Genomic DNA, 21,393 nt, shown 5'->3' on the forward strand with positions numbered 1-21,393 from the left:
CGCCCTATAATTCCGCTGTCCTTTGCCCAACAAATACACTCTCATTTTTCACTATGTATGTACTACCTATTAATACGCTTCTACTCTTAGTTTAGCAAATCCTCAAAAAAATAAAAAAAGAAATATACTATCTTCTTCATAAAAATAAAAAAATGAGTTATAATATTATTGTAAATATTTTTACTTTTCTGCATTCAACGAGACAAGAAAAGGATGTGATGTAATGGGATTCCCAAAAGTTGAGCGCTTGCTCATCAATTATAAAACGTTAGATGAATTCAAAAAATTTAAAGGGTGCGGAGCCCAGGAACTATCTATGCTGGAAGAATTACAAGCAAACATTATTGAAAACGACAGTGAATCTCCATTTTACGGTATTTATTACGGTGGATCACTAATTGCACGTATGAGTCTATATATGAAAAGAAATGGCGGAGAACCATTCGAAATTACAGGTCCCTACCTCGAACTTTATAAACTTGAAGTATTACCAACTTTTCAAAAACAAGGATTCGGGCAAATGCTTGTAAATCATGCGAAACAAATGCAATTCCCTATTAAAACGATAGCACGTATTCATTCAGCTGGTTTTTGGGATAAATTAAATTTCAACCCCGTATCAGTAACTGATGGAGATTTTTATATTTGGCATCCAGAAGCAAATTTGAATGCGGTTACAAACGAAGAATCAGCTTAAGAAATAAAAAAACAGCTGTATAACAGCTGTTTTTTATTTCTTAAGCTTCTCTAACTTCTCATTCGAGCGAGCATTGTTTCTTTCCGCTACCATTACACTTCTTTTTTGATCGATATAATCAAGTAATGTTCTATACTCTTCTTCATATACTGATAACCGCTCCAGAAGACGCTCTCTTTCTGTTTGTAATGATTCAACTTGTTGTTGCAACACCGTTAAAGAGTTTTCATCTTTATAATTTTGCAAGAAATCAATAACATCATTCAACGTAATTGACGTAGGTTCTAACACCTTTGTCTCTTTCACTTCATAATTTTCTACTTTACGAAGTTGCTTTGCTTCCTCAATACGTTCTTTAAATTGCTTTCTTACGTAAGAATTCCATCTAAACCCACATGCTGCTGGTGTACGAGATAAATTTTTTCCCACTTCCTTAAAGGCAGAAAGTTGTGTTCCACCTTCTCGAATATGCCGGAGTACTACTTCTGCCAGAAGCAAATCTTCATCATCAGTCCAAGCATCTTGTCTTGTTGTCGCCATCTCTCTAGTCCTCCCTATGCATTTTTTATTAAGCATATGCAGTTACTAGAAAAGATAGAATACAACAACTAAAGATTAAGACAAAAAAAATAAACGCAGAAGATATCTTCTGCGTTTATTTTCCCGCAATTACTTGCTGATTACTTCTTTACCTTTGTAAGTACCGCATGCTTTACATACACGGTGAGCTAATTTCGCTTCACCACAGCTTGGGCACTCTACCATACCAGGTACTGATAATTTGAAATGCGTACGACGCTTTCTTTTTACTGTTTTAGAAGTTCTTCTAAAAGGTACAGCCATTCTTCCCACCTCCTTAAAAGAAATAGTTATTTTCATATGAAGGCCTGAACCAGTCTTCCGATTATTTGTCAAAAAACTTTGCAAGTCCTGCCAATCTTGGATCAACAGTCTTTTCTTTGTCTTCTTCCGAAATCACTTGCCAGTCTTGACCTTGCGTCGGTGCTCCACCAGAAACATCATCACTGAAAATTTGCATTGGAATCTCCAAAAGTATATTTTCCTTGATTACGGGCAGTAAGTCAAGTACTTCTCCTTCTAAAGAGTGAATTTCAGCTTCAGTTTCAAATTCTTCTTGTGAAGTTTGGAACACCTCAGTTGTTTTAATGTCAAATGGTAATGTCACATCTACTAAAGAGCGAGAACATGGTAAAACCATGCTTCCAGTTATATGTAGATGAAACGTAAACTTACCGGAGCCAAAATCAACTCTTCCCGTTACATGAACAGGATTAATTTCACGAATATCTTTCTCGACCTCTTTTAGCTCACTTACATCTACCATCTCATCCAATGTCAATCCTTTATTTCTCAATTTATTCAATTGATGGATGGACCATTTCATATCATATCACCTCAAGGCAACAAACAAAATTATAGCTAGCCATTTTATATTTGTCAATGTTTTTTCTTTACACTATAATGAAGTCATCATAGTAAATAATATATAGAGTATCACGTTTTTCAAAAAGATGCTACATCGAAAGGAGAGATTACCATAAAAGCTGGTGGTATTGTTGTTGAATATAACCCTTTTCATAACGGTCATCTTTATCATGTGCAACAGACAAAAAAGTTAACACAATCCGATATAATAATTGCCGTTATGAGTGGTCCTTTTTTACAGCGTGGTGAGCCCTCACTCATTTCCAAATGGTATCGCACTAAAATGGCCTTAGCAAACGGCGTAGACCTTGTTGTAGAGCTTCCATACGTCTTTGCAACACAAAAGGCTGAAACCTTCGCAAATGGTGCTATTTCCATTTTAAATGCTCTACGTGTTTCTGAAATTTGTTTCGGTAGTGAGGATGGACAAATCGAAAATTTTTATAATACCATCTCCGTACAAAAAAACGAAGAAGAGACTTTTAACTGCCTTGTAAAACAATTCATGGGCGCTGGTAATAGTTATGCAAAAGCAACATCGGATGCTTTCTCACACATTTTAACATCCGAAAAAAACATAGATATGTCACAACCAAATAATATTTTAGGCTTCCAATATATGAAAGCAATCCTGTCACAAAATAGCTCTATACAAGCTCAAACTATAAAAAGATTTGCCGCTCATTATCATGATGAAACATTTAGTGACCAACATATTGCAAGCGCGACAAGCATCCGAAAACAACTCTTTAGCGAAGAAGGATCATTTACAGCAATTGAACCTTTTCTCCCACAGGCAACCACTTCGCTTTTAGCAAATTACAAACAAAACTACGGGATATTACATAATTGGGAACAATACTTTTCATTTTTCAAATATAAACTCATGACGATGTCTCCAGGGGACTTACGACATATATATGAAATAGAAGAAGGTTTAGAGCATCGTATTTTATCAAAAATACAAAACAGTTCCTCCTTCTATTCATTCATGGAAGCATTAAAAACAAAACGTTATACATGGACTAGATTACAAAGAGCTTGTACACACATTTTAACAAACACAACAAAAGAGGAAATACGTAGCGCAAATATAGAACAACACGCACCATATATTCGCCTGCTAGGCATGTCACAAAAAGGACAAACTTATCTTTCAAAAAACAAGAAAAGAATCGAACTTCCAATCCTTACTCATACAAAAACATTTGACCATGCCGCTTTAGATATAGAGAAAAAAGCAAACTCTGTATATTTCTCCATCATGCACGAACCGTTACGCACGCAACTATTAAAACAGGATATAACACACCATCCTATTCGCTATGATGAAACATCTACAAAATTCCTATAAAAAAACCTCTCTATTTCAGAGAGGTTTTTCCTTATCCATCTTTTCTAAATATGTTAACGCATCATCCAGCGTATCTACTGGTACAATTTTCATTTTTGTTTTAATATCCTTTGCAGTCTCAAGTGCATCTTTATAGTTCGATTTCTCCGCACCTTTTTCATTTGGCGCAAAGAACACTTCAGCCCCGGCATCGCTAGCAGCCACCACTTTTTGATTTATACCACCAATCGGGCCCACTTCTCCTTTTTCATTAATTGTACCTGTTCCAGCTATTTCATGTCCTTTGGTTAAGTCTTCTTCCACAAGTTGATTATATATTTCTAATGTGAACATTAAACCTGCAGATGGTCCACCAATTTCATGAGAATTAATTTTCACTTTCGGATCGACCACTAATTCTCTTTCCGTAACGATAGAAACACCTATACCGACACGTCCATTCCCATTAGGAATCGTCTTTACATTTAAATTCTCTTTCAATTGTTTTCCATATCTCATGTACTCAATACTTACAGCATCGCTTTCTTTTTTTCCAGTCATATATTCAATAAATTGCTCCGTCTTTTCAAATGTTTTTCCATCAACAGCTATAATAACATCACCAAGCTTAAGCTTTCCTTCTGACGGCATTCCTTTTGCCACACCAGCAACTAATACACCTTTATTTTCAAAAGATACTGAGCGATTTGCACGTTTATATGCATTATAAATTGCTGCATTTTGTGAATCTTTCATCGCATAATTTTGGCGAAATTGATATTCTTCATCACTCTCACCTTTTTGCAATATTTCTTCCGCTTTCGAAATATGTGTATATTTATTAAACTGTGCCGCTATTAAATTCACCACATTTGCTGGTCCCATTGAAACCGTAACAAGCATAAAATCACCAGATTCTTTCGTTCCACCCTCAACTTGAACGTAAGGCTCTAATTTGGCAGCCATTCCTGGTTTTGTTACATAATACGGTAAACGTACGTAAACAAGTAACATCGCCAATATAACCCCTATTAAGATTGCATATATAAACCGAAAACGCTTAAACATTATGTTTCTCCTTCCACTGCTCAATTAATAAATAAATATTTGAAACATGTTTTTCTGCTTCTACTTCTCCAACTCGAATAATATCTTCAATGTTTGTAAAAGCACGTGAACTAAATTGCTCTACAGCTGGTCGCATCATTAAATCCGATGCAATTTGCCGATTCATTACAAGCTCATGCTGCATAATTTCAATACTTTGCATGATTACGTCATAAATGGACGTAACATCGCCATTCACCTTAATTGGAGATACATCAACAGCGATAACAATATCGGCCCCTAACTCTTTCACAACCGATACTGGGATGCGATCAATGACTCCACCATCCACTAATAATCGTCCATCTATTTTTTCTGGTACAAACACTCCAGGAACAGATATGCTAGCCCTCACCGCATCTGCAACTGGCCCACTTGTAAAAACCACTTTTTCCCCCTTCAATATGTCAGTAGCCACAACAGCCGTCGGGATATCTAACTCTTCTAAATTTTTATTATATGTAAACATTTTAATCATATCTTTGACACGTTTTCCAGCAATAAATCCCATTTTCGGTACCGTGAAATCTAAATAATACTTCCGCTTAAAAACAGATGCCAATTTATACAATCTTTCAACGTTACTACTTGCCGCATAAAACGTACCTATTAACGCCCCCATACTACTTCCTGCAATCATGTGAATAGGGATACCCGCTTCCCTTAAAACCTTTATTACACCAATATGAGCAAACCCTTTCGCTCCTCCAGACCCAAGTGCTAAACCAATCTTTGGTTCTTTCATTTTTCTCACCCTTTAATTTTTTTCATTCCTTTTTCATACTTATGGTCTAAATTCACTACGTATCCACGTATACTGAAATGAACGTTTTTTGGGACAAAGGGGGATTTACTTACATGTATGAAAAATGGAAAACCGCTTTCCTTACCATATCAACGCTATTTTTAACCTTTTCTCTTGTACTCCACCCCCAAGCCGCTTTGCAAGCTTCTATTCGCGGGTTAAATATATGGTGGGAAGTTGTATTCCCTTCACTACTACCGTTTTTCATCATTGCGGAACTTCTAATTAGTATCGGTGTTGTAAAATTTATTGGCGTTATATTAGAACCACTCATGCGCCCACTTTTTCGCGTTCCAGGGATAGGCGGATTTGTTTGGGCGATGGGAATGGCTTCTGGTTTCCCTGCAGGCGCCAAATTAAGCGCTAGACTACGAAAAAGCAATCTTTTAACTCAGATTGAAGCGGAGCGCCTCGTTTCTTTCACAAATTCTTCTAATCCACTTTTTATTTTCGGTGCTGTTTCTATCGGTTTTTTTAATAATCCGAAATTAGGAATTATATTAGCCGCTGCCCATTATTTCAGTAACTTTGCTGTCGGATTAATTATGCGTTTTCACGGCGATAATACCGCTTACAAAAATAATACACACACTACAAAAAAACGTCGTTTTCAAAACCCTTTTTTAATTCTCCACGAGACGCGCTTACAAGAAAAAAGACCAATTGGTAAATTACTTGGGGATGCTATTGTTTCTTCTATTCAAACATTACTTATGATTGGTGGATTTATTATTTTATTCTCTGTGTTAAATAAAATGATTACTGTATTCCACATTACAGCAGCTCTTTCTTTTATTATGCAATATATTTTATCATTCTTCCAACTAAGTACAGATTTTAGTATCCCTATATTATCAGGTATTTTCGAAATGACACTCGGAAGCCAAATGATTAGTCAAATAAATGAAACACCGCTCTTACAACAAGCTATGGTAACAAGCTTCATTTTAGCATTTAGCGGTCTTTCTATTCAGGCACAAATTGCTAGCATATTAGCTGAAACAGATATCCGATTTAAACCCTATTTTTTCGCACGAATTATTCAAAGTATCCTTGCCCCTATTTTTACATTTGTATTTTGGACACCGTTTTATGAGAAAGTGAGTTCTTTCTCACCTATGCCACAAGATATTCCTGTATTTTTATCCAAGCACCCTTCTATACTACATGAAATTTGGACATCTTTTATACATTACGGACCAATTTTCACATTATTTTGTCTATACTTATATGTAATTTTATTATTTTTGCGCACGTATAAAGAAAAACCCCGTTCACTTTAACGGGGTTTGAAACTTTTCTTTTAAAGCACGCTCTACAATAGGAGGTACAAGATCTACTACACTTCCTCCATACCTCGCAACTTCTTTCACAATACTCGAACTTAAAAATGAATATTGGTTGTTTGTCATAATAAAAAATGTTTCAATATTTTCATCTAATTTTCGATTCATAGAAGTAATTTGCATCTCATATTCAAAATCAGAAACTGCTCGTAAACCACGTAATATTGCATTTGCATTACGCATCTTTGCATACTCTACTAATAGCCCACTATGCGAATCTACTTTTACATTCGGGATATCCTTTGTCGCTTCTCGAATTAGTTCTAATCGCTCTTCAACTGAGAAGAATGGTTTTTTTGATGAATTGTTTAAAACGACTACGTACACTTCATCAAATACTTTTGCTCCCCTTTTAATAATATCCAGATGCCCAAGGGTAATTGGATCAAAACTTCCTGAAGAAATAGCTATACTTGTCATTCTGTCCCCTCACCTTCATACTTATAAATCGATATTGCAGTAATCCCATAATTCTCAGCTCGTACTTTTACAAGCCTACCTATTGAATTAGGTAAAACCACATCATTACCATGCTCTGCCATAATTAATCCATCACTATGCAGCAATCCATGTTGATCCATTACACTAATTAAAGATACAATTTTTTGCTCTTTATATGGAGGATCTATTAATATAAGATCGAATGACATTTCACGTTTTATTAACGCCTTTACTGCACGTTCCGCATCATTTCGATATACTTCAGCTTGTTCCTGTATTCTACAACTTTCTAAATTTTGATGAATTACTTTTATCGCTTTACTATCCCGATCAACAAAAATTGCTTTATCGATCCCTCTGCTCAAAGCTTCAATTCCAAGACCACCGCTACCACCAAATAAATCAAGGGCGATACCACCATCAAAATAAGGACCTATCATATTAAAAATAGATTCTTTTACTTTATCTGTCGTTGGACGTGTTGTATTACCAGGAACCGCTTTAAGTGGGTGTCCTTTACATTTTCCTGAAACTACTCTCATCTGTTGTCACTACCTTTATTTCAATCTATCGAGGGATTATTGAAAGCCATTTCCACTTCGGTAACCGCTAACAAACCACATTCACCTAACTATAGGAAAACTCGGCCTTAAATAACCTCTCGTTATTTATATATATTCATCTCATCATTCACTAATATGAACCCAATATGTATATTAGTTCCACTTTATCTTTTTTATCCTATCACAAAATAAAAAAAAGAAAAATAAAAAGCCCAACATAAAATTTAATTTCATTATGTATATCTTCATTTAGATTGGACATAAATAATTATAACAACATCACCTTCGATGTTGTTGCCAACCGCGGAGAAGACTTACGTTTCCCCATAAGTTCTTCCTCCGGTTTCTCCTCTCCCTTTGCCTTCTTACTAGTACATGCTAGTATAAGAAGGGCCCTGCTATGCAGGGTTTTTTTTTCTTTGTGTGCTTTTCATTTAAAAAGTGAAATGGTACAGTAAAAGAAAGAGGAGGAAAAGATATGATTCAACGCTTTATAGAACTTGGAGAAGGCTACTCTGATTTATATGAATTACTTGAAATTGCCAAAACAAATCAAGAACGTATAGCACATATGTTACAATTTGAAACGATAAAAAACGATAAAAAAGTGTGTTCGCTTGTTGTAATATTAAAACCAACTACTACTGGTGATTTCCAACCATTATACATATGTCGTGAAGGCATTCCTGTATTTGAAAATAAAAAAAGTAAACGTGTCATTTTATTTGAAGAAACGGCAGAACAACTTGGGAAAAAAGTGGCTACCTTTACTGTAAAACCATCTACAACTTTCCCAGAAAAAGAACTATTTTTTAATCATTTAATTGGTATTTTACGAATGAACAATTTCATTCCCCCGATGAAATAACACGTTATTTCAAGTGAAAAATCCCCCGCTAAATTTAGCAGGGGATTTTTTCTATTAGCTATAATCGTATTCTTTTGCTCGATCAGGACGGGAATTTTCAAATTCCGTTTTTAAATACGGGCGATACGACTGTTCTATCTTTTTCACAAAAGGAAGTTTGTTCAACTTATGCATCATATGCTCAATTTGTTCCATATCACAATATACTACAGCATATTTTAATCGTTTTGATATGTAATGTATGTTACCATATTTCCTTAAAATCTTGGCATGTTTCAATGAATGTAAATAAACAATCATACTTTGTCGTTGCCCGAACATAATCTTCTCCATCTTCTCCTTTTAAAAACATATATTTTATATTCTATGAAAACCGATCAGAAATTTATAACATTACAGGACAAACTCTGTATACGTTTTCTTCCAACTTCTAAAAAACGGGGTACATCACCCCGTTTTTTTACAACCACAACCTCCGCCAGTACCACAGCCTCCACCACAGCCACCAGCATCAAAGAATGGATTTCCTGTTGGCACTTTAATGGAAGCAGACACTTCCGAACCGATTGCTACACTAACTTCGTCTAATAACTTCTGCAAAGCAGTTTCTGCTCTTTTAAAAGCTGCAACCTTATCATGTAAGTCCACAGAACGCTTTAATTCTCTCATTTTCATCGAAACGGTAGTATAGTCAGGATGGTATTTTCCAAAACGCTGTACTTCCTCATACCGTTCTTTCATCGCTGTAAATTGCTGAATTAGCGTCTGAAGTTCCATATCTTCATGTAATTCTCTATAATACTTACGATAATCTTCTGCTATATCTGAACAGATAATCGCTTTTGCAAGCTGCTCTGCCTTATCTAATATTAATACGCTTTCTAGCGTCGCTACAATCATGAGAGACACCTCCGAGTATCCATCATACCACATTTAGATTAGAACTACTAATTGAAGTGACTTACTCAAAAGAAAGATATAATGAAACTATTTTTACACTATATCCGTACACACTTATACATTAATATGTTCCGCTATATTATATTTAAGAACATCCCATTTTCCACTATTTTGTTTCACATAACTAATGCACGCATTTTTTAATGGTGTCTTAAATGTAATTTCATCTGGTTCAATGGCATGTAAAATCGCTTTTATCGCGTGTGAGTGAGCAACAATAATAATACGTTTGCCAAAATGAGTTGTCGCAACATCTTCTAAAGCAGCAAAGCAACGAGCTACAATCTCTTCATCTCGCTCCATACCTTCTACTTTACCTTCAGCAATCAACTCTCTAACAGCCGCAACCGGCTTCCCTGAAGCTTCCCCAAAATTCCGTTCAACAAATCGCTCATCTAATAAAATCGATTGTAATCCAGCTGCCTTTGCAATTTCATTAGCCGTTTCTTGCGCTCTAATTAACGGGCTACTTATAATGATATCCCACGTTTCTTTTTGTAAAGCAGCTGCACTTTGACTCGCTTGCTTCTTACCAACTTCATTAAGCGGAATATCTTCTCGTCCCTGAATAATTTCTTGAAAATTCCAATCAGTTTGTCCATGTCGTACTAAACAAATTTCCGTCATGCTGCAACTCCTTTTTAAATAATCAATCTCTATTGTAACAAAAGTTCTGCATGACGGACATATTTTTCACTTCCAATTAGGTTGCATTTTGTTGCTTCATATACTGAAACATATCAATCATAATCGAAGCAACGGCCAATTGATTTTGAAACTTTTCCACTTTATCTGGTATTGTTTTTTTGAAATGTTGCATCGCCGCTAACTCAAAAGCCTCTTTTTCTTCAGGATTTCGTGTTAATTTTCTATACCAGTATGGTTGTTCTCTAATATAGCGAGATAAATCCTCATCAGCCTTTATAAACTCCATAATTTCTGCTCTCATCATCTTTCCCCCTAATCCTTTTGAAAGAAAAACGGGTTATTTTCTGAAGTACTTTGCTCTTGCTGCGTACGGTTACCTTGAAATTGCTGAATAACTTGTTGCACGCTCCCAATTGCACTCGTCACATTAGCTAAATGGTTCTGCATTTGTTCCACGTCCAGCTTTTTAAAAAAAGAAAGCATTTGCCCCATCACATCAGCGGTTTTTTCCTCTTCAGTTCGATTATCTTTTTCTTTTTTATTTTCTTTTACCGAAGAAAACGCAGGCGCTCCATCCGGTCTATACGTTGCCCATATTGGGTCCTCTTCACCAAGTAAGTACCATTCTTCATAAAATTGTTGCCATGTTTTGTGACCACTTCTAACCTCATGAACCATTTTAGGGTGATGGTTTACAAATTCTTTAAACTGTTGAACCGATGGATGTAACGGTCCTTTTGTTGTTGGCATAATCCTCACCTCTCCATGTATATCTACTATATAGTAAGAAAAAAAAGGCGCATGGTTCGCCTATTTTTAGACGATTCATGCACCTTTTTTTCTCCTATTTGCATACGGTCAGATTCCCACCTACAATTCAGTGAATACGAAGTAACTAATTTGGTGATGTAACACCCCACCGCTTACAGTTTCGCTTTATTTTCGAATAAAGTTTTGTGTATAAAATTTATCGTATACACCAACACCTAATCCTGTAAATTGTTCATTTAATAAATTCTTTCTATGCCCCTCACTATTTAACCACCCTTGCACTGCCGCAATTCCATCACTATGTTGCGCCGCTATGTTCTCACCAGCAAGTTGAAATCCTACTTTCCCGCGCTGCAAACGATCTCCTAGCGTACCTAATGTAGGTGAGTCATGAGAAAAATAATTATTGTCTTTCATATCTTTACTGTGACCAACAGCAACATCTGCTGTTTCCTGATCCCATGTTAGTAATGGTAATTTATGATGACTTCGAATGATATTTGTTAAATCAAAAATTTGTTGCATATTCCCATTTTCTACTTGTTTTATTTTTTCCGGAGTCAATGGTTGTTCTGCTATTAATTCACCTGAATAAACGAGCTGATACGGTCTTTGGCGTAATAAAGTTTCATCATCCATATAACGAACACCAACAAGCTCATGTGTAAATTGATCAAAATACAATTGCGCCCATCCGTCTTCTACAGGTATTAACGGTTGTTCCATGACTTCGGTATCAGATAGCTCAAATTGATAACTATTTTTCCCTCTTTTTAATGAAATTTCATGCGAAAGCGGACTTTTTTTATATACTTCTTCATATTTTTCATTTATATAATAAGGTAGAACCTTAACTTGTTCACCAGCTGCGTACGCCGTTACAACTTTACGTTCAGAAACTCCAAATTGAACATACTGAGTTAAATCCTGGTTGTATACCCACCATTCATATCCGTATGCAGATGGCTCTATTCGAGAGGGTTCTCCCCACTTCGCTAATAAGTTTTCAGAGTCTTCACCAATCATATTTAAAACAGTATCTGGGGAGTCTTCCTTCATTTGCTTTTTCTTTTTCACAATTTTATTTTCTTGCTTTGATTGAGATGGGGTTAATATATATTGTGAAACGAGTAATTTCCCGTATAAATCAACAGCTAAAATTAAAAATGTAATCATTACGATACGCAATAATTTCTTCAAACGATATACCTCCTGAACAAAACATAAAATTGAGATATACACAAATCCATTTCTTTCTTTTTGTGTGTACCGTACTCTTTTCACTATATCATATTTTTATGAAAAAAGTCTGGATTATCCCTTTTCTCTCAATATGAATTGCACTTTCTTATTATTCATACTATTATAAAAATAATGGTGTAACATTAAAAAAGGAGGTATTATATGCAATTTACAAATACGAAATTTAATGGAGCCGTCGTTGAATTAACTCTTTTAACTGAAATCATGGAAAACAACCACTTCGTACTTGCTGGACAGTGGGATTATGAACGGGTTACATACGATTATAAATTTGAAATATTAAAGGATGTTTATTATTTACGAGTACAAGGAGTTGCTATTGAAGGTGACATTGGCAGTAGACATGCTGAAGTAAAACTACTTCCCCCCTTATTAGGAAAACATTATTATCCTCACGGCGTTGAATATGGTGATGATGAGACTTTCCCAACGAATGTACTTCAAAAAAGCGAACAACTCCTACAAAATGTCGAAAAAGAGTTAAAAGAATTTCAAATTATTGATTAACAAAAATAAGCGCATCAATATGATGCGCTTGTTTTATTTCCCTTCCCTAAGAATGAATCGTTTTTTTTACTGGATATCCATAAATAGATCCATCTTTTACTTTAATCTCCTCTTCCCAAGGAACCTTATATTTACCTTCAGCTAAATCTTTTACAAACGTATATGGATTTTCTTTCACCCCACCAGGAGTTGCTACATATCCTCTTGAACCTAGATTATATATATTATTTTCCAATCCCCATCCTAATCTAGCTTGATCTGCTAGTTCTGGATATACTTCAGCAGTAACAATCTCCCAAGGATTTCGATGTCCCTGTACTAAAGTAGTCCCATCAAAATTACATACTTGTCCTTCACCAAAGTAATAAAATACACCATCATAACCCGCTAAGTTTACCGACAATGTATACATTAAATTCTGCCATGCATTTGAACGATTGGTTAGCATCCATTGTTCACTAACTTGTGTACTATATCCAGAAATACGAATTAAGACATTTGCACCTTTATAGGCCGCTTCACGAGCTACTTCAGGGAACATACCATCATGACAAATACAAACAGCTAATTTACTTCCTCCAGGTCCATCACAAACAGGTAAGCCTAAATCTCCAGCTTTCCAAGGCTCGACTGGCACCCAAGGATTTAGCTTACGATACTTCAAAATCATCTCACCTTGTGGATCAATAATAACTGCGGTATTATATGGCTCTCCACCATCAGGATTTTTCTCCATTATTGAAAAAACACCATATACTTTAGATTCTTTACATGCCTCAGCAAATAAGTCTGTTTCCGGCCCAGGCACTGTACATAAAAATTCTTCTGTAGTCCATTTTTTTGTATTTAGCCCTTGTGTACTATATTCAGGAAATACTATCAATTCTAATCCAGGGTAACCTGATTTGGTCGAATGAATTGTTTTTATGATTTGTTGAATTTGTTTATCAATGTCTGCACGTGACTCTACTACTGGTACTGGATATTGAATTAGTGCTGTCAAAAAACCACTAATCGGCTTTACCATACTTCCACTACTACCCATTTAAACTCCCCCTTAAAATAGTTCGTATTTATTAAATATAACAATATATATTTGTAACTCTCTAAAAAACTTGCACTACATATGGAATTATTACGCATGAAAACTAGTAGTAAATTTTATATCCACTTTTAGTACACGCCTTCACTAACTTAACACAAATAGTTAGAAAATTCAATCTTTTTAAAGTGACTAAGTAAAAAAGCGTATGGAATCCCATACACTTTTTTACTTAGTCTGTAAATATGGCGGCAATTGTTGCAACTGCTCCTTATCCTTTTCACGTTCTCTACGTGCCCATCTAAAGAATACATAACCTATAATTGTACCGTACACTATTTCCTGGACAATTTTCATTATGATACCACCAGTTTGCTGGTCTTGTACGACTGGCATCCAGTGCAAAAATTCTGGTCCCGTTATATTTAAATCAGATAAAGTACCCGCTGGTACACATAGTTCCATCGCTTTCATCCAAGCAGCCGGATCCGTATACGTTGCAAATAGCGGGGCTGTTGCAAAAATGATTAACGCACAAGCAGGCGTTAATAATATGCCGTTAGCAAACATATAACCAAGTTTCTTTATATCACTTAATGTTTGATATCCTGGTAATGGATTTAACATCGGCCACCACATCATGATTGCTGTAAAAAACAATATAGCGAGACAAATAGGATGAGCTATTTGACTTTGTTTTACTGTATCAAAAACAACTGGTAAATGATAAAAAGAAAACAGGCCGTTAAATACAAACAACGCAATAAGTGGTTTAGCAAATGCCTTTAATATAACTTGAACGAACTTAAAAGAAGTAATATAACGATATAACCAAATTGGTATACCAAGCAACAGTAACGGTGGAACCGCAATATACATGACTGCCATTTCAAACATATGAGCACTAAATATAATATGGCCAATTAAATCAAGAGGCCCTCCCTTTACAAAATACAAAAGAACAATACCAGTCGTAAAATAAAAAATTTGCTTCTTACTTACCTTCGTCGCATTTTCAAATCGCATTCTATATGGCCCAATAATTAAGAAGTACCCAATAAGAATCGAAAGCATAAATAATAAAAAGATTGGACTCCATAAAGCCTGAAAACCAAATATCCACAAGTTACTCATTTTCACACCGACCTTCGTAAGGTTATCTCATAATATGAAGAGGGAGCTGTGACAACACAAGCTCCCTTATTTTTCACTTTTCAAATCCACACGATTGTCATAAAAGCTAAAATTGTAATTAACCCTATTAGCAGACCAGAGTAAAGAAAGAAACTTGCTGCTTCATGTCCTTTATGACTCATATGCATAAAATAATACAATTGAAAAATTACTTGTACCACTGCTAATAGTAAAATAAACGGTACAGAGAAAGTCGGACTAAAAGTTTTTGGATACGCCACCGCTACAAATGCAACTAATGTTAAAAAAATCATTAATGCAAACGTAATAACTTGATGCCTCATTTCCTCCGCACTTTTTCTCTTCCGATAAACAAGATCAACTTTAGGATTATTCGTTTGCTTTATCGCCATTGTTTATCCCACCATTCCCATTAAATATACTACAGTGAAAATAAACACCCAAACTACGTCAATAAAGTGCCAATAAATCGATGCAACATAAAACTTCGGTGCATTGTATAAATTTAGACCTCTCTTCGCATTTCTAAAGATTAATGTTAAAATCCAACATAACCCAAACAATACGTGGAGTCCATGTGTACCAACAAGAGCATAAAACGCAGAGCCAAAGGCACTACTTCTCATAGTATGCTTAAATTCATGTGTATAATGATAAAACTCATATATCTCAAACCCTAAAAAGCCTAAACCTAGCAATACAGTTACTAGTAACCAAAGTTGCATTTTCTTAAAGTTAAAGTTTTTCATGTGATACATCGCATATACACTCGTTAAGCTACTCGTTAATAAAAGCATCGTCATAATAAAAACGAGTGGCATTTGGAACATCTCTTGAGATGTTGGTCCACCATTTGTAGAATTCTTTAACGCTAAATATGTGCCAAATAAGGAAGCGAACAACACTGTTTCGCCTCCAAGAAATAACCAAAAACCGACAAACTTATTTTTCCCTTCAAGGGTTGCTTTTTCAGGCTCTGCTGGAAATGTTTCATTCGTTAATTTTTCATCTACATGCATTATGCCTTGCCCCCCTTATCATCTAAATCTTCTTTATGAATATGATATCCATGATCATCGATTACTGAACGTAGGAACATTGCGCCAAATGTAATGATTAAACCAATAATTGCTACTAATAACCAAAACTTATCTTTTCCGCCCTGCATATACATCGCACCAAATGCCGCTATAAACAATCCGAAAGAAATGACAAATGGTGAAAACGAAGGATTTGGCATATGAATATCACCAACTGGTTCCGCTGCTGTCATCTCTTTATTACCTTCACGTTTTTCAATCCAAAACGGATCTAATCCGCGAACAAATGGTAATTGTTTAAAGTTATATTCTGGTGTCGGTGCCGGCATTGTCCATTCTAATGTACGTGCATCCCACGGATCACGACCAGCTTTTTCTTTTGATACTGTCGTTTTAATTACATTGAATAAAAGAACAATCGTTCCAAGAGCCATAAATACCGCTCCGATAGAACTAATCATATTCCCCATTTCCAACCCTTGCCCTTCAAGATATGTGTAGTAACGACGCGGCATACCAATCAAGCCAAGGAAATGCTGAATAAAGAACGTTAAATGGAAGCCGATAAAGAATAGCCAAAACGTTATCTTTCCTAATGTTTCATTTAATACTTTATTAAACATCAGTGGCCAATAATAATGAGCTCCTGCAAGTAAACCAAATACAACACCGCCAACGATTACATAATGAAAATGCGCTACTACGAAATAGTTATCATGAAATTGATAATCAGCTGGTGCAGATGCTAGCATAACCCCTGTAACTCCACCCATTACGAATGATGGAATGAAAGCTACTGCCCACATCATTGGTGTCGTGAAGCGAATACTTCCGCCCCACATTGTAAAGAGCCAGTTGAATATTTTAATACCGGTCGGAACTGCAATCGCCATTGTTGCAACTGAGAAAATAGCATTTGCAACTGGACCAAGCCCAACTGTAAACATATGGTGAGCCCATACCATAAATCCTAAAAATCCAATTAATACTGTCGCAAACACCATCGACGAATAACCGAATAATCGTTTTTTCGAAAATGTCGCGAAGATTTCCGAGAATATTCCGAAAGCTGGAAGTATAAGAATGTATACCTCTGGATGACCAAAAATCCAGAATAAATGCTCCCATATAATTGTATTCCCGCCCAGCGCTGGATTAAAGAAACTTGTTCCAAATAAGCGATCTAACATTAAAAGTCCTAATCCTACAGTTAACGGCGGAAAAGCAAATAATATAAGCGAAGATGTTACAAATGTCGTCCATGTAAACATCGGCATACGCATATACGTCATCCCTGGCGCACGCATATTAATAATGGTTACAAGGAAGTTGATACCTCCAATTAATGTACCAATACCTGAAATTTGCAAGCCAAGTACATAGAAATCAACCCCATGACCTTTAGAGGCTAAAGCTAAAGATGCATAAGATGTCCATCCTGCATCAGGTGCTCCACCTAAAAACCAACTTAAATTTAAAAATACTCCACCAAAGAAAAATAACCAAAATCCGAGTGAATTCAAAAACGGGAACGCAACATCACGTGCACCAATTTGAAGTGGTACAGCGGCGTTCATAAATGCAAACACGAGTGGCATAGCTGCGAGGAAAATCATTGTTGTACCGTGCATCGTTAATACTTGATTATAAGCATCCCCAACAAGAAAAGCGTTGTTAGGAATCGCTAATTGAAGGCGAATAAATAGAGCTTCTATTCCGCCTATTACAAAAAACAATCCACCTGCAATTAAATAGAGAATGGCAATCTTTTTATGGTCTACTGTTGTTAAATAATCCCATATGACAGCACCCATCCCCTGTTTTTTTGCTACAGAACTCACGTTTTCAACCTCCCCTTCGCGAATAATCCCTCTTTACTTTTCAACTTTTAACGTTTGTAAGTATGCATTTAATGCATCAATTTGATCATCCGTTAAGTTGCCATATTTGCCAGTCATTTTGTTTCCTGGCTTCATATTTTCAGGATCTTTCAGCCATTTTTTTAAGTTTTCTTCATTGTTTTCGGCAATACCGGCAACCATATCGCGATCCGCAAAGTTTGCTAAGTTTGGTGCGATACGAGCGGAAGGTGGTCTACTATCATTAGATCCAACTGCGTGACAACCAATACAGCTTTTATTAAATATTTCTTGGCCCTCTTGCGCCTTTGTTGAAGCTACTTCTTTCTTCCCATCAATCTTCTTCATATCAGCAAGCCATTTTTTGTACTCACTTTCATCTAAAGCTTTCACTTTAAATTGCATTAAAGAATGTGATGGACCGCAAAATTCGGTACAAAAACCATTATAAGTGCCCGATTTATCTGCCTTTAACCACATTTTGTTCACATTGTCTGTATTTGTATCCATTTTCCCTGCTAAAGATGGAACCCAAAATGAGTGTTTAATATCGGCACCCTTCAAATTTAAATACACTTTCTTACCTGTGGGGATGACCAAATCTTGCGAAGTTACTATCTTTTCTGATTTATAAGAAAATTCCCACCAATAAAGATTCGCTGTTACATCAACAACGATAGTATCTTTATCAATATTCTTTTTCTCCATCGCACTTACATCAGCAAGTTTGAATGTATATGTAACCGTTGGAACAGCTAAGATTAGTAAAAGAATAATCGGAATAACTGTCCATATAATTTCTAGCTTGTGATTCCCTTCAACTTGCTCTGGAATATAATCTTCCTGGCCTTTCTTTTGGCGGAAACGCACAATTACATACAAGAAAATAATAGTAACTACTAGCACTACTCCTACCATGATTGCACTCGCCAGTAGAAGTAAATCATATTGCATTTTTGCTACCTCTCCTTGCGGAATTAAAGTAGATTGAAAGGCTTTACCGCATCCCCCTAACAGTAAAGCCAGCAGTGAAACGAACGAAAGCAGTCGCCACTGTTTCTTCATACAAACAACCCCCACTTTCCTTGTGAATTAGATTGTACTTTATAGTTAAGTAAAGTAAATCTCAACGTAAAGAAATCCAATTATGTCGTTGTCTTAGAAGAATGTAACTACAATCATTGATACAAATAAGATTGTTAAATAATTTAGGGAATAAACAAACATTTGCACGGACCATTTGATGTCATCTTTCTTACGGAAGCCATAAAATCCTAAAACGATCCATCCGATGTTAAGCAGTGTTGCAATTACCATAAATGTTATCCCTAGTCCACTCATATAAAATGGTAGTGGTAATAAACATACTGTCCAAATCATAATTTGGCGTTTCGTAATTTCAAATCCATGAACTACAGGAAGCATTGGAATTCCTGCATTTCGATATTCATCAACACGTTTCATCGCTAATGCAAGGAAATGTGGGATTTGCCAAATAAACATAATTAAAAATAACATCCAAGCAATTGGATGACCTAAAGATGGATCGATTGCTGCCCATCCAATTAAAGGTGGAACTGCTCCAGATATACTACCTACAACAGTATTTAGTGTATACTTTCTCTTTGTCCATAAAGTATATAGGACAACATATGTGAAAGCACCAATAAATCCCATTAAAACTGCCATTGGTGTTGTTAATAATAAGAATACAAATCCAAGAAGTAATATAACTAGTCCAAATGTAAGTGCAAATCCTGGTTTATACTTTCCAGTAACCGTTGGACGTGTCTTTGTTCTTTCCATTAACGGATCGATGTCTCTATCGATGTAGTTATTTAAACAACATACCCCCGCCATAATTAATCCTGAACCAACGATTGTAAAAAATAGCTTATCCAGATTGTCCATCACACTTAATCCATTAAAGTGTAATGCCAACCAAAATCCTGTAAATACAGTAAGTGTATTTGAGTTTACAATCCCCATTTTAACGAGTGCTGATAAATCTTGTAACCGAGTTGTTTCCGGTACACTTGTAACAGCGGACTCATCATGCAGCTCACTTGTTGCATGGTTCATCACTCTAACCCCCTCTTAAAACTTTCATCTTTCTTTTTGCGCCTATTTCAAATGAAATAATTCGCTTCTATATAGCAATATTATTACAGTAGAAACATTGTTAACCCATTCTACTACTAATCTACGCCCATACTCCAATATATTAAATCATATTTCCCGAACATTTTGTGAAGAAAACATGAACTTTTTGTGTCGAACATAAAAAACTTCATTCTGACTTGTCCTTATCATAACATGATGTTACCTTCTATAATAAACTATTTTGTCCTATTTAACACGTATTCTCCCCATTTCTTTTCAAAATAGCCTATTTTCCAACCAATTTTTTCCTTGTGAACCCTGTTTTTACACCTATTTTCTCTCCCTTTCCTTCCCCCTCCATTTCTTTGCTATTTTATTATTTTTTATATATCATAGGAACTAGCGCGTTTTATTCTATACATAATGGAATGAAAATATTTCGCAATAACTTCATAGCAGAAAGATGGTGAAAGAGATTGCAACGCTTTATTAAATGGTTAGCAGTCATTACAAGCCTTGATTTATTAATAGTTTTATTAGGAGGCGCTTTAGTTACAAAAACAGGTTCTGGTCAAGGTTGTGGTAAATCATGGCCACTTTGTAACGGTGAATTTGTTCCATCTAATTTATCAATGGAAACTATTATTGAACTTAGCCACCGATTAACATCCGGATCAGCTGGAATTCTTGTCACACTCCTTTGTATTTTGTCCTGGAAATATTATAAACATGTGCGTGAAACAAAAACGTTAGCAATTTTATCCTTCGTATTTTTAGTTGCACAAGCATTAATGGGAGCAGCAGCAGTTGTTTGGGGACAAATGCCAGCTGTACTTGCTATCCATTTCGGTATTTCCTTAATTTCATTTGCTTCTGTCATTTTATTAACGTGTCTTATCTTTGAAATTGACCAAAAATTTGATGCACGTTCACTTATTATGGACAAAAAAATGAAATTTCATATTTATGGTGTAACAATTTACAGTTATATCGTCGTCTACACAGGCGCTTTAGTACGTCACGAACGAGCTAGCTTAGCCTGTCCAGACTTTCCTTTATGTAGCAAAAACAGACCTATGCCAACTCAACTACATGAATGGGTTCAAATGGGCCATAGAGTTGCAGCGATGTTAATTTTCGCTTGGATACTATACGCGATGATTCTCGCTATCCGCCATTACAAACAGCAACCTGTAGTATATTGGGGATGGATCATTTCATTTATCCTTGTTACACTTCAAGCTGTAGTAGGAGTTTTAGTTGTATTTACAAACGCTAGTTTAGCAATGGCATTGTTACATTCTCTATTCATTTCTTGCTTGTTTGCCGTACTATGCTATTTAGTTATGTTAGGAACAAGAAGTAAAGTGAATGCAAAAGAAGCCGAATCAACTTCTAAACAAACAAAATAATTTAAAACTAAAATCCCTTGCCAATTC

26 protein-coding genes are annotated in these 21,393 nt (G+C 35.6%); 6 read left to right on the forward strand and 20 right to left on the reverse strand.

What is annotated here, in order from left to right; all coding sequences use genetic code 11:
- Positions 1 to 223: 223 nt before the first annotated feature.
- The gene (locus AXW78_RS18605; RefSeq protein WP_000506692.1) at positions 224 to 697 is read left to right on the forward strand and encodes an N-acetyltransferase; all 474 of its coding nucleotides are present in this window, start codon (positions 224 to 226) and stop codon (positions 695 to 697) included.
- 33 nt (positions 698 to 730) lie between these two features.
- On the opposite strand, the gene AXW78_RS18610 is transcribed toward AXW78_RS18605, so the two are convergent.
- The 3 genes from AXW78_RS18610 to AXW78_RS18620 all read right to left on the reverse strand — a co-directional run bounded on the left by AXW78_RS18610 (position 731) and on the right by AXW78_RS18620 (position 2,102).
- On the reverse strand, positions 731 to 1,237 hold the full coding sequence (locus tag AXW78_RS18610) for an RsfA family transcriptional regulator (protein WP_061884521.1): 507 nt from the start codon (positions 1,235 to 1,237) through the stop codon (positions 731 to 733).
- A 129-nt stretch (positions 1,238 to 1,366) separates the two neighbouring features.
- On the reverse strand, positions 1,367 to 1,540 hold the full coding sequence (gene rpmF / locus AXW78_RS18615; RefSeq protein WP_001984764.1) for a 50S ribosomal protein L32: 174 nt from the start codon (positions 1,538 to 1,540) through the stop codon (positions 1,367 to 1,369).
- 61 nt (positions 1,541 to 1,601) lie between these two features.
- Entirely contained in the window at positions 1,602 to 2,102 is a 501-nt protein-coding gene (locus AXW78_RS18620; protein WP_000872149.1) for a YceD family protein, read from the reverse strand.
- 213 nt (positions 2,103 to 2,315) lie between these two features.
- On the opposite strand from AXW78_RS18620, the gene AXW78_RS18625 reads away from it, so the two are divergent.
- Complete coding sequence (locus AXW78_RS18625) at positions 2,316 to 3,497, forward strand: nucleotidyltransferase (protein ID WP_002181171.1); 1,182 nt, start codon at positions 2,316 to 2,318, stop codon at positions 3,495 to 3,497.
- 15 nt (positions 3,498 to 3,512) lie between these two features.
- Here the strand turns inward: AXW78_RS18625 and AXW78_RS18630 are convergent, their stop codons facing one another.
- Together AXW78_RS18630 and AXW78_RS18635 are read right to left on the reverse strand one after the other, a co-directional pair.
- On the reverse strand, positions 3,513 to 4,544 hold the full coding sequence (locus AXW78_RS18630) for a SepM family pheromone-processing serine protease (protein WP_061884522.1): 1,032 nt from the start codon (positions 4,542 to 4,544) through the stop codon (positions 3,513 to 3,515).
- Complete coding sequence (locus AXW78_RS18635; protein WP_000662590.1) at positions 4,537 to 5,328, reverse strand: patatin-like phospholipase family protein; 792 nt, start codon at positions 5,326 to 5,328, stop codon at positions 4,537 to 4,539. The genes AXW78_RS18630 and AXW78_RS18635 overlap by 8 nt, the downstream gene beginning before the upstream one ends.
- 113 nt (positions 5,329 to 5,441) lie before the next feature.
- Here AXW78_RS18635 and ylbJ point away from each other — a divergent pair, with 113 nt between their 5' ends.
- A complete protein-coding gene (gene ylbJ / locus AXW78_RS18640; RefSeq protein ID WP_000273081.1) occupies positions 5,442 to 6,671 on the forward strand; it encodes a sporulation integral membrane protein YlbJ in 1,230 nt (409 codons plus the stop codon).
- On the opposite strand, the gene coaD is transcribed toward ylbJ, so the two are convergent.
- Both coaD and rsmD read right to left on the reverse strand, forming a co-directional pair.
- A complete protein-coding gene (gene coaD / locus AXW78_RS18645; RefSeq protein WP_000200601.1) occupies positions 6,663 to 7,154 on the reverse strand; it encodes a pantetheine-phosphate adenylyltransferase in 492 nt (163 codons plus the stop codon). The genes ylbJ and coaD overlap by 9 nt on opposite strands.
- The gene (gene rsmD, locus AXW78_RS18650; RefSeq protein WP_001266977.1) at positions 7,151 to 7,717 is read right to left on the reverse strand and encodes a 16S rRNA (guanine(966)-N(2))-methyltransferase RsmD; all 567 of its coding nucleotides are present in this window, start codon (positions 7,715 to 7,717) and stop codon (positions 7,151 to 7,153) included. The genes coaD and rsmD overlap by 4 nt, the downstream gene beginning before the upstream one ends.
- Positions 7,718 to 8,216: 499 nt before the next feature.
- On the opposite strand from rsmD, the gene AXW78_RS18655 reads away from it, so the two are divergent.
- Positions 8,217 to 8,606: a DUF7147 family protein gene (locus AXW78_RS18655; protein WP_000616017.1), complete on the forward strand. Its 390-nt coding sequence runs from the start codon at positions 8,217 to 8,219 to the stop codon at positions 8,604 to 8,606.
- A 54-nt stretch (positions 8,607 to 8,660) separates the two neighbouring features.
- Here AXW78_RS18655 and AXW78_RS18660 read toward each other — a convergent pair whose 3' ends face one another.
- The 6 genes from AXW78_RS18660 to AXW78_RS18685 all read right to left on the reverse strand — a co-directional run bounded on the left by AXW78_RS18660 (position 8,661) and on the right by AXW78_RS18685 (position 12,185).
- Positions 8,661 to 8,927, reverse strand: a complete 267-nt coding sequence (locus AXW78_RS18660; protein WP_002082261.1) for a YlbG family protein — start codon at positions 8,925 to 8,927, stop codon at positions 8,661 to 8,663.
- Positions 8,928 to 9,053: 126 nt separating this feature from the next.
- Complete coding sequence (locus tag AXW78_RS18665) at positions 9,054 to 9,506, reverse strand: YlbF/YmcA family competence regulator (RefSeq protein ID WP_000634365.1); 453 nt, start codon at positions 9,504 to 9,506, stop codon at positions 9,054 to 9,056.
- A gap of 114 nt (positions 9,507 to 9,620) precedes the next feature.
- Positions 9,621 to 10,193, reverse strand: a complete 573-nt coding sequence (locus tag AXW78_RS18670) for a histidine phosphatase family protein (protein WP_000134949.1) — start codon at positions 10,191 to 10,193, stop codon at positions 9,621 to 9,623.
- Between the two features lie 76 nt (positions 10,194 to 10,269).
- Positions 10,270 to 10,515 (reverse strand): YlbE-like family protein, encoded by a 246-nt coding sequence (locus AXW78_RS18675; RefSeq protein WP_001200990.1) that lies wholly within the window; start codon positions 10,513 to 10,515, stop codon positions 10,270 to 10,272.
- 11 nt (positions 10,516 to 10,526) lie between these two features.
- A complete protein-coding gene (locus AXW78_RS18680; protein WP_001143346.1) occupies positions 10,527 to 10,964 on the reverse strand; it encodes a YlbD family protein in 438 nt (145 codons plus the stop codon).
- A 186-nt stretch (positions 10,965 to 11,150) separates the two neighbouring features.
- A complete protein-coding gene (locus tag AXW78_RS18685) occupies positions 11,151 to 12,185 on the reverse strand; it encodes a CAP domain-containing protein (protein ID WP_000735379.1) in 1,035 nt (344 codons plus the stop codon).
- A 204-nt stretch (positions 12,186 to 12,389) separates the two neighbouring features.
- Between AXW78_RS18685 and AXW78_RS18690 the strand changes: the two genes are divergently transcribed.
- Positions 12,390 to 12,755, forward strand: a complete 366-nt coding sequence (locus tag AXW78_RS18690; RefSeq protein WP_001160946.1) for a YugN family protein — start codon at positions 12,390 to 12,392, stop codon at positions 12,753 to 12,755.
- Between the two features lie 46 nt (positions 12,756 to 12,801).
- On the opposite strand, the gene AXW78_RS18695 is transcribed toward AXW78_RS18690, so the two are convergent.
- The 7 genes from AXW78_RS18695 to ctaB form a co-directional block, all read right to left on the reverse strand.
- A complete protein-coding gene (locus tag AXW78_RS18695; RefSeq protein ID WP_000535803.1) occupies positions 12,802 to 13,800 on the reverse strand; it encodes a formamidase in 999 nt (332 codons plus the stop codon).
- Positions 13,801 to 14,025: 225 nt separating this feature from the next.
- The gene (gene ctaG / locus AXW78_RS18700; protein WP_061884523.1) at positions 14,026 to 14,931 is read right to left on the reverse strand and encodes a cytochrome c oxidase assembly factor CtaG; all 906 of its coding nucleotides are present in this window, start codon (positions 14,929 to 14,931) and stop codon (positions 14,026 to 14,028) included.
- Between the two features lie 80 nt (positions 14,932 to 15,011).
- Positions 15,012 to 15,344 carry a cytochrome c oxidase subunit IVB gene (gene ctaF / locus AXW78_RS18705; protein ID WP_000985708.1) on the reverse strand — a complete coding sequence of 111 codons (333 nt, stop codon included), beginning with the start codon at positions 15,342 to 15,344 and terminating at the stop codon, positions 15,012 to 15,014.
- Between the two features lie 3 nt (positions 15,345 to 15,347).
- Positions 15,348 to 15,971 (reverse strand): cytochrome c oxidase subunit III, encoded by a 624-nt coding sequence (gene ctaE, locus AXW78_RS18710; protein WP_000557861.1) that lies wholly within the window; start codon positions 15,969 to 15,971, stop codon positions 15,348 to 15,350.
- On the reverse strand, positions 15,971 to 17,806 hold the full coding sequence (gene ctaD, locus AXW78_RS18715; protein WP_153577875.1) for a cytochrome c oxidase subunit I: 1,836 nt from the start codon (positions 17,804 to 17,806) through the stop codon (positions 15,971 to 15,973). The genes ctaE and ctaD overlap by 1 nt, the downstream gene beginning before the upstream one ends.
- Positions 17,807 to 17,866: 60 nt before the next feature.
- On the reverse strand, positions 17,867 to 18,916 hold the full coding sequence (gene coxB, locus AXW78_RS18720; RefSeq protein WP_000745268.1) for a cytochrome c oxidase subunit II: 1,050 nt from the start codon (positions 18,914 to 18,916) through the stop codon (positions 17,867 to 17,869).
- 93 nt (positions 18,917 to 19,009) lie between these two features.
- The gene (ctaB, locus tag AXW78_RS18725; RefSeq protein ID WP_001015061.1) at positions 19,010 to 19,933 is read right to left on the reverse strand and encodes a protoheme IX farnesyltransferase; all 924 of its coding nucleotides are present in this window, start codon (positions 19,931 to 19,933) and stop codon (positions 19,010 to 19,012) included.
- A 497-nt stretch (positions 19,934 to 20,430) separates the two neighbouring features.
- Here ctaB and ctaA point away from each other — a divergent pair, with 497 nt between their 5' ends.
- Positions 20,431 to 21,366, forward strand: coding sequence for a heme A synthase (gene ctaA, locus AXW78_RS18730; RefSeq protein ID WP_001188744.1), 936 nt, complete (start codon positions 20,431 to 20,433; stop codon positions 21,364 to 21,366).
- Positions 21,367 to 21,393: the final 27 nt, after the last annotated feature.

This window comes from Bacillus thuringiensis (genome assembly GCF_001595725.1).
Classification (GTDB): domain Bacteria; phylum Bacillota; class Bacilli; order Bacillales; family Bacillaceae_G; genus Bacillus_A; species Bacillus_A thuringiensis_K.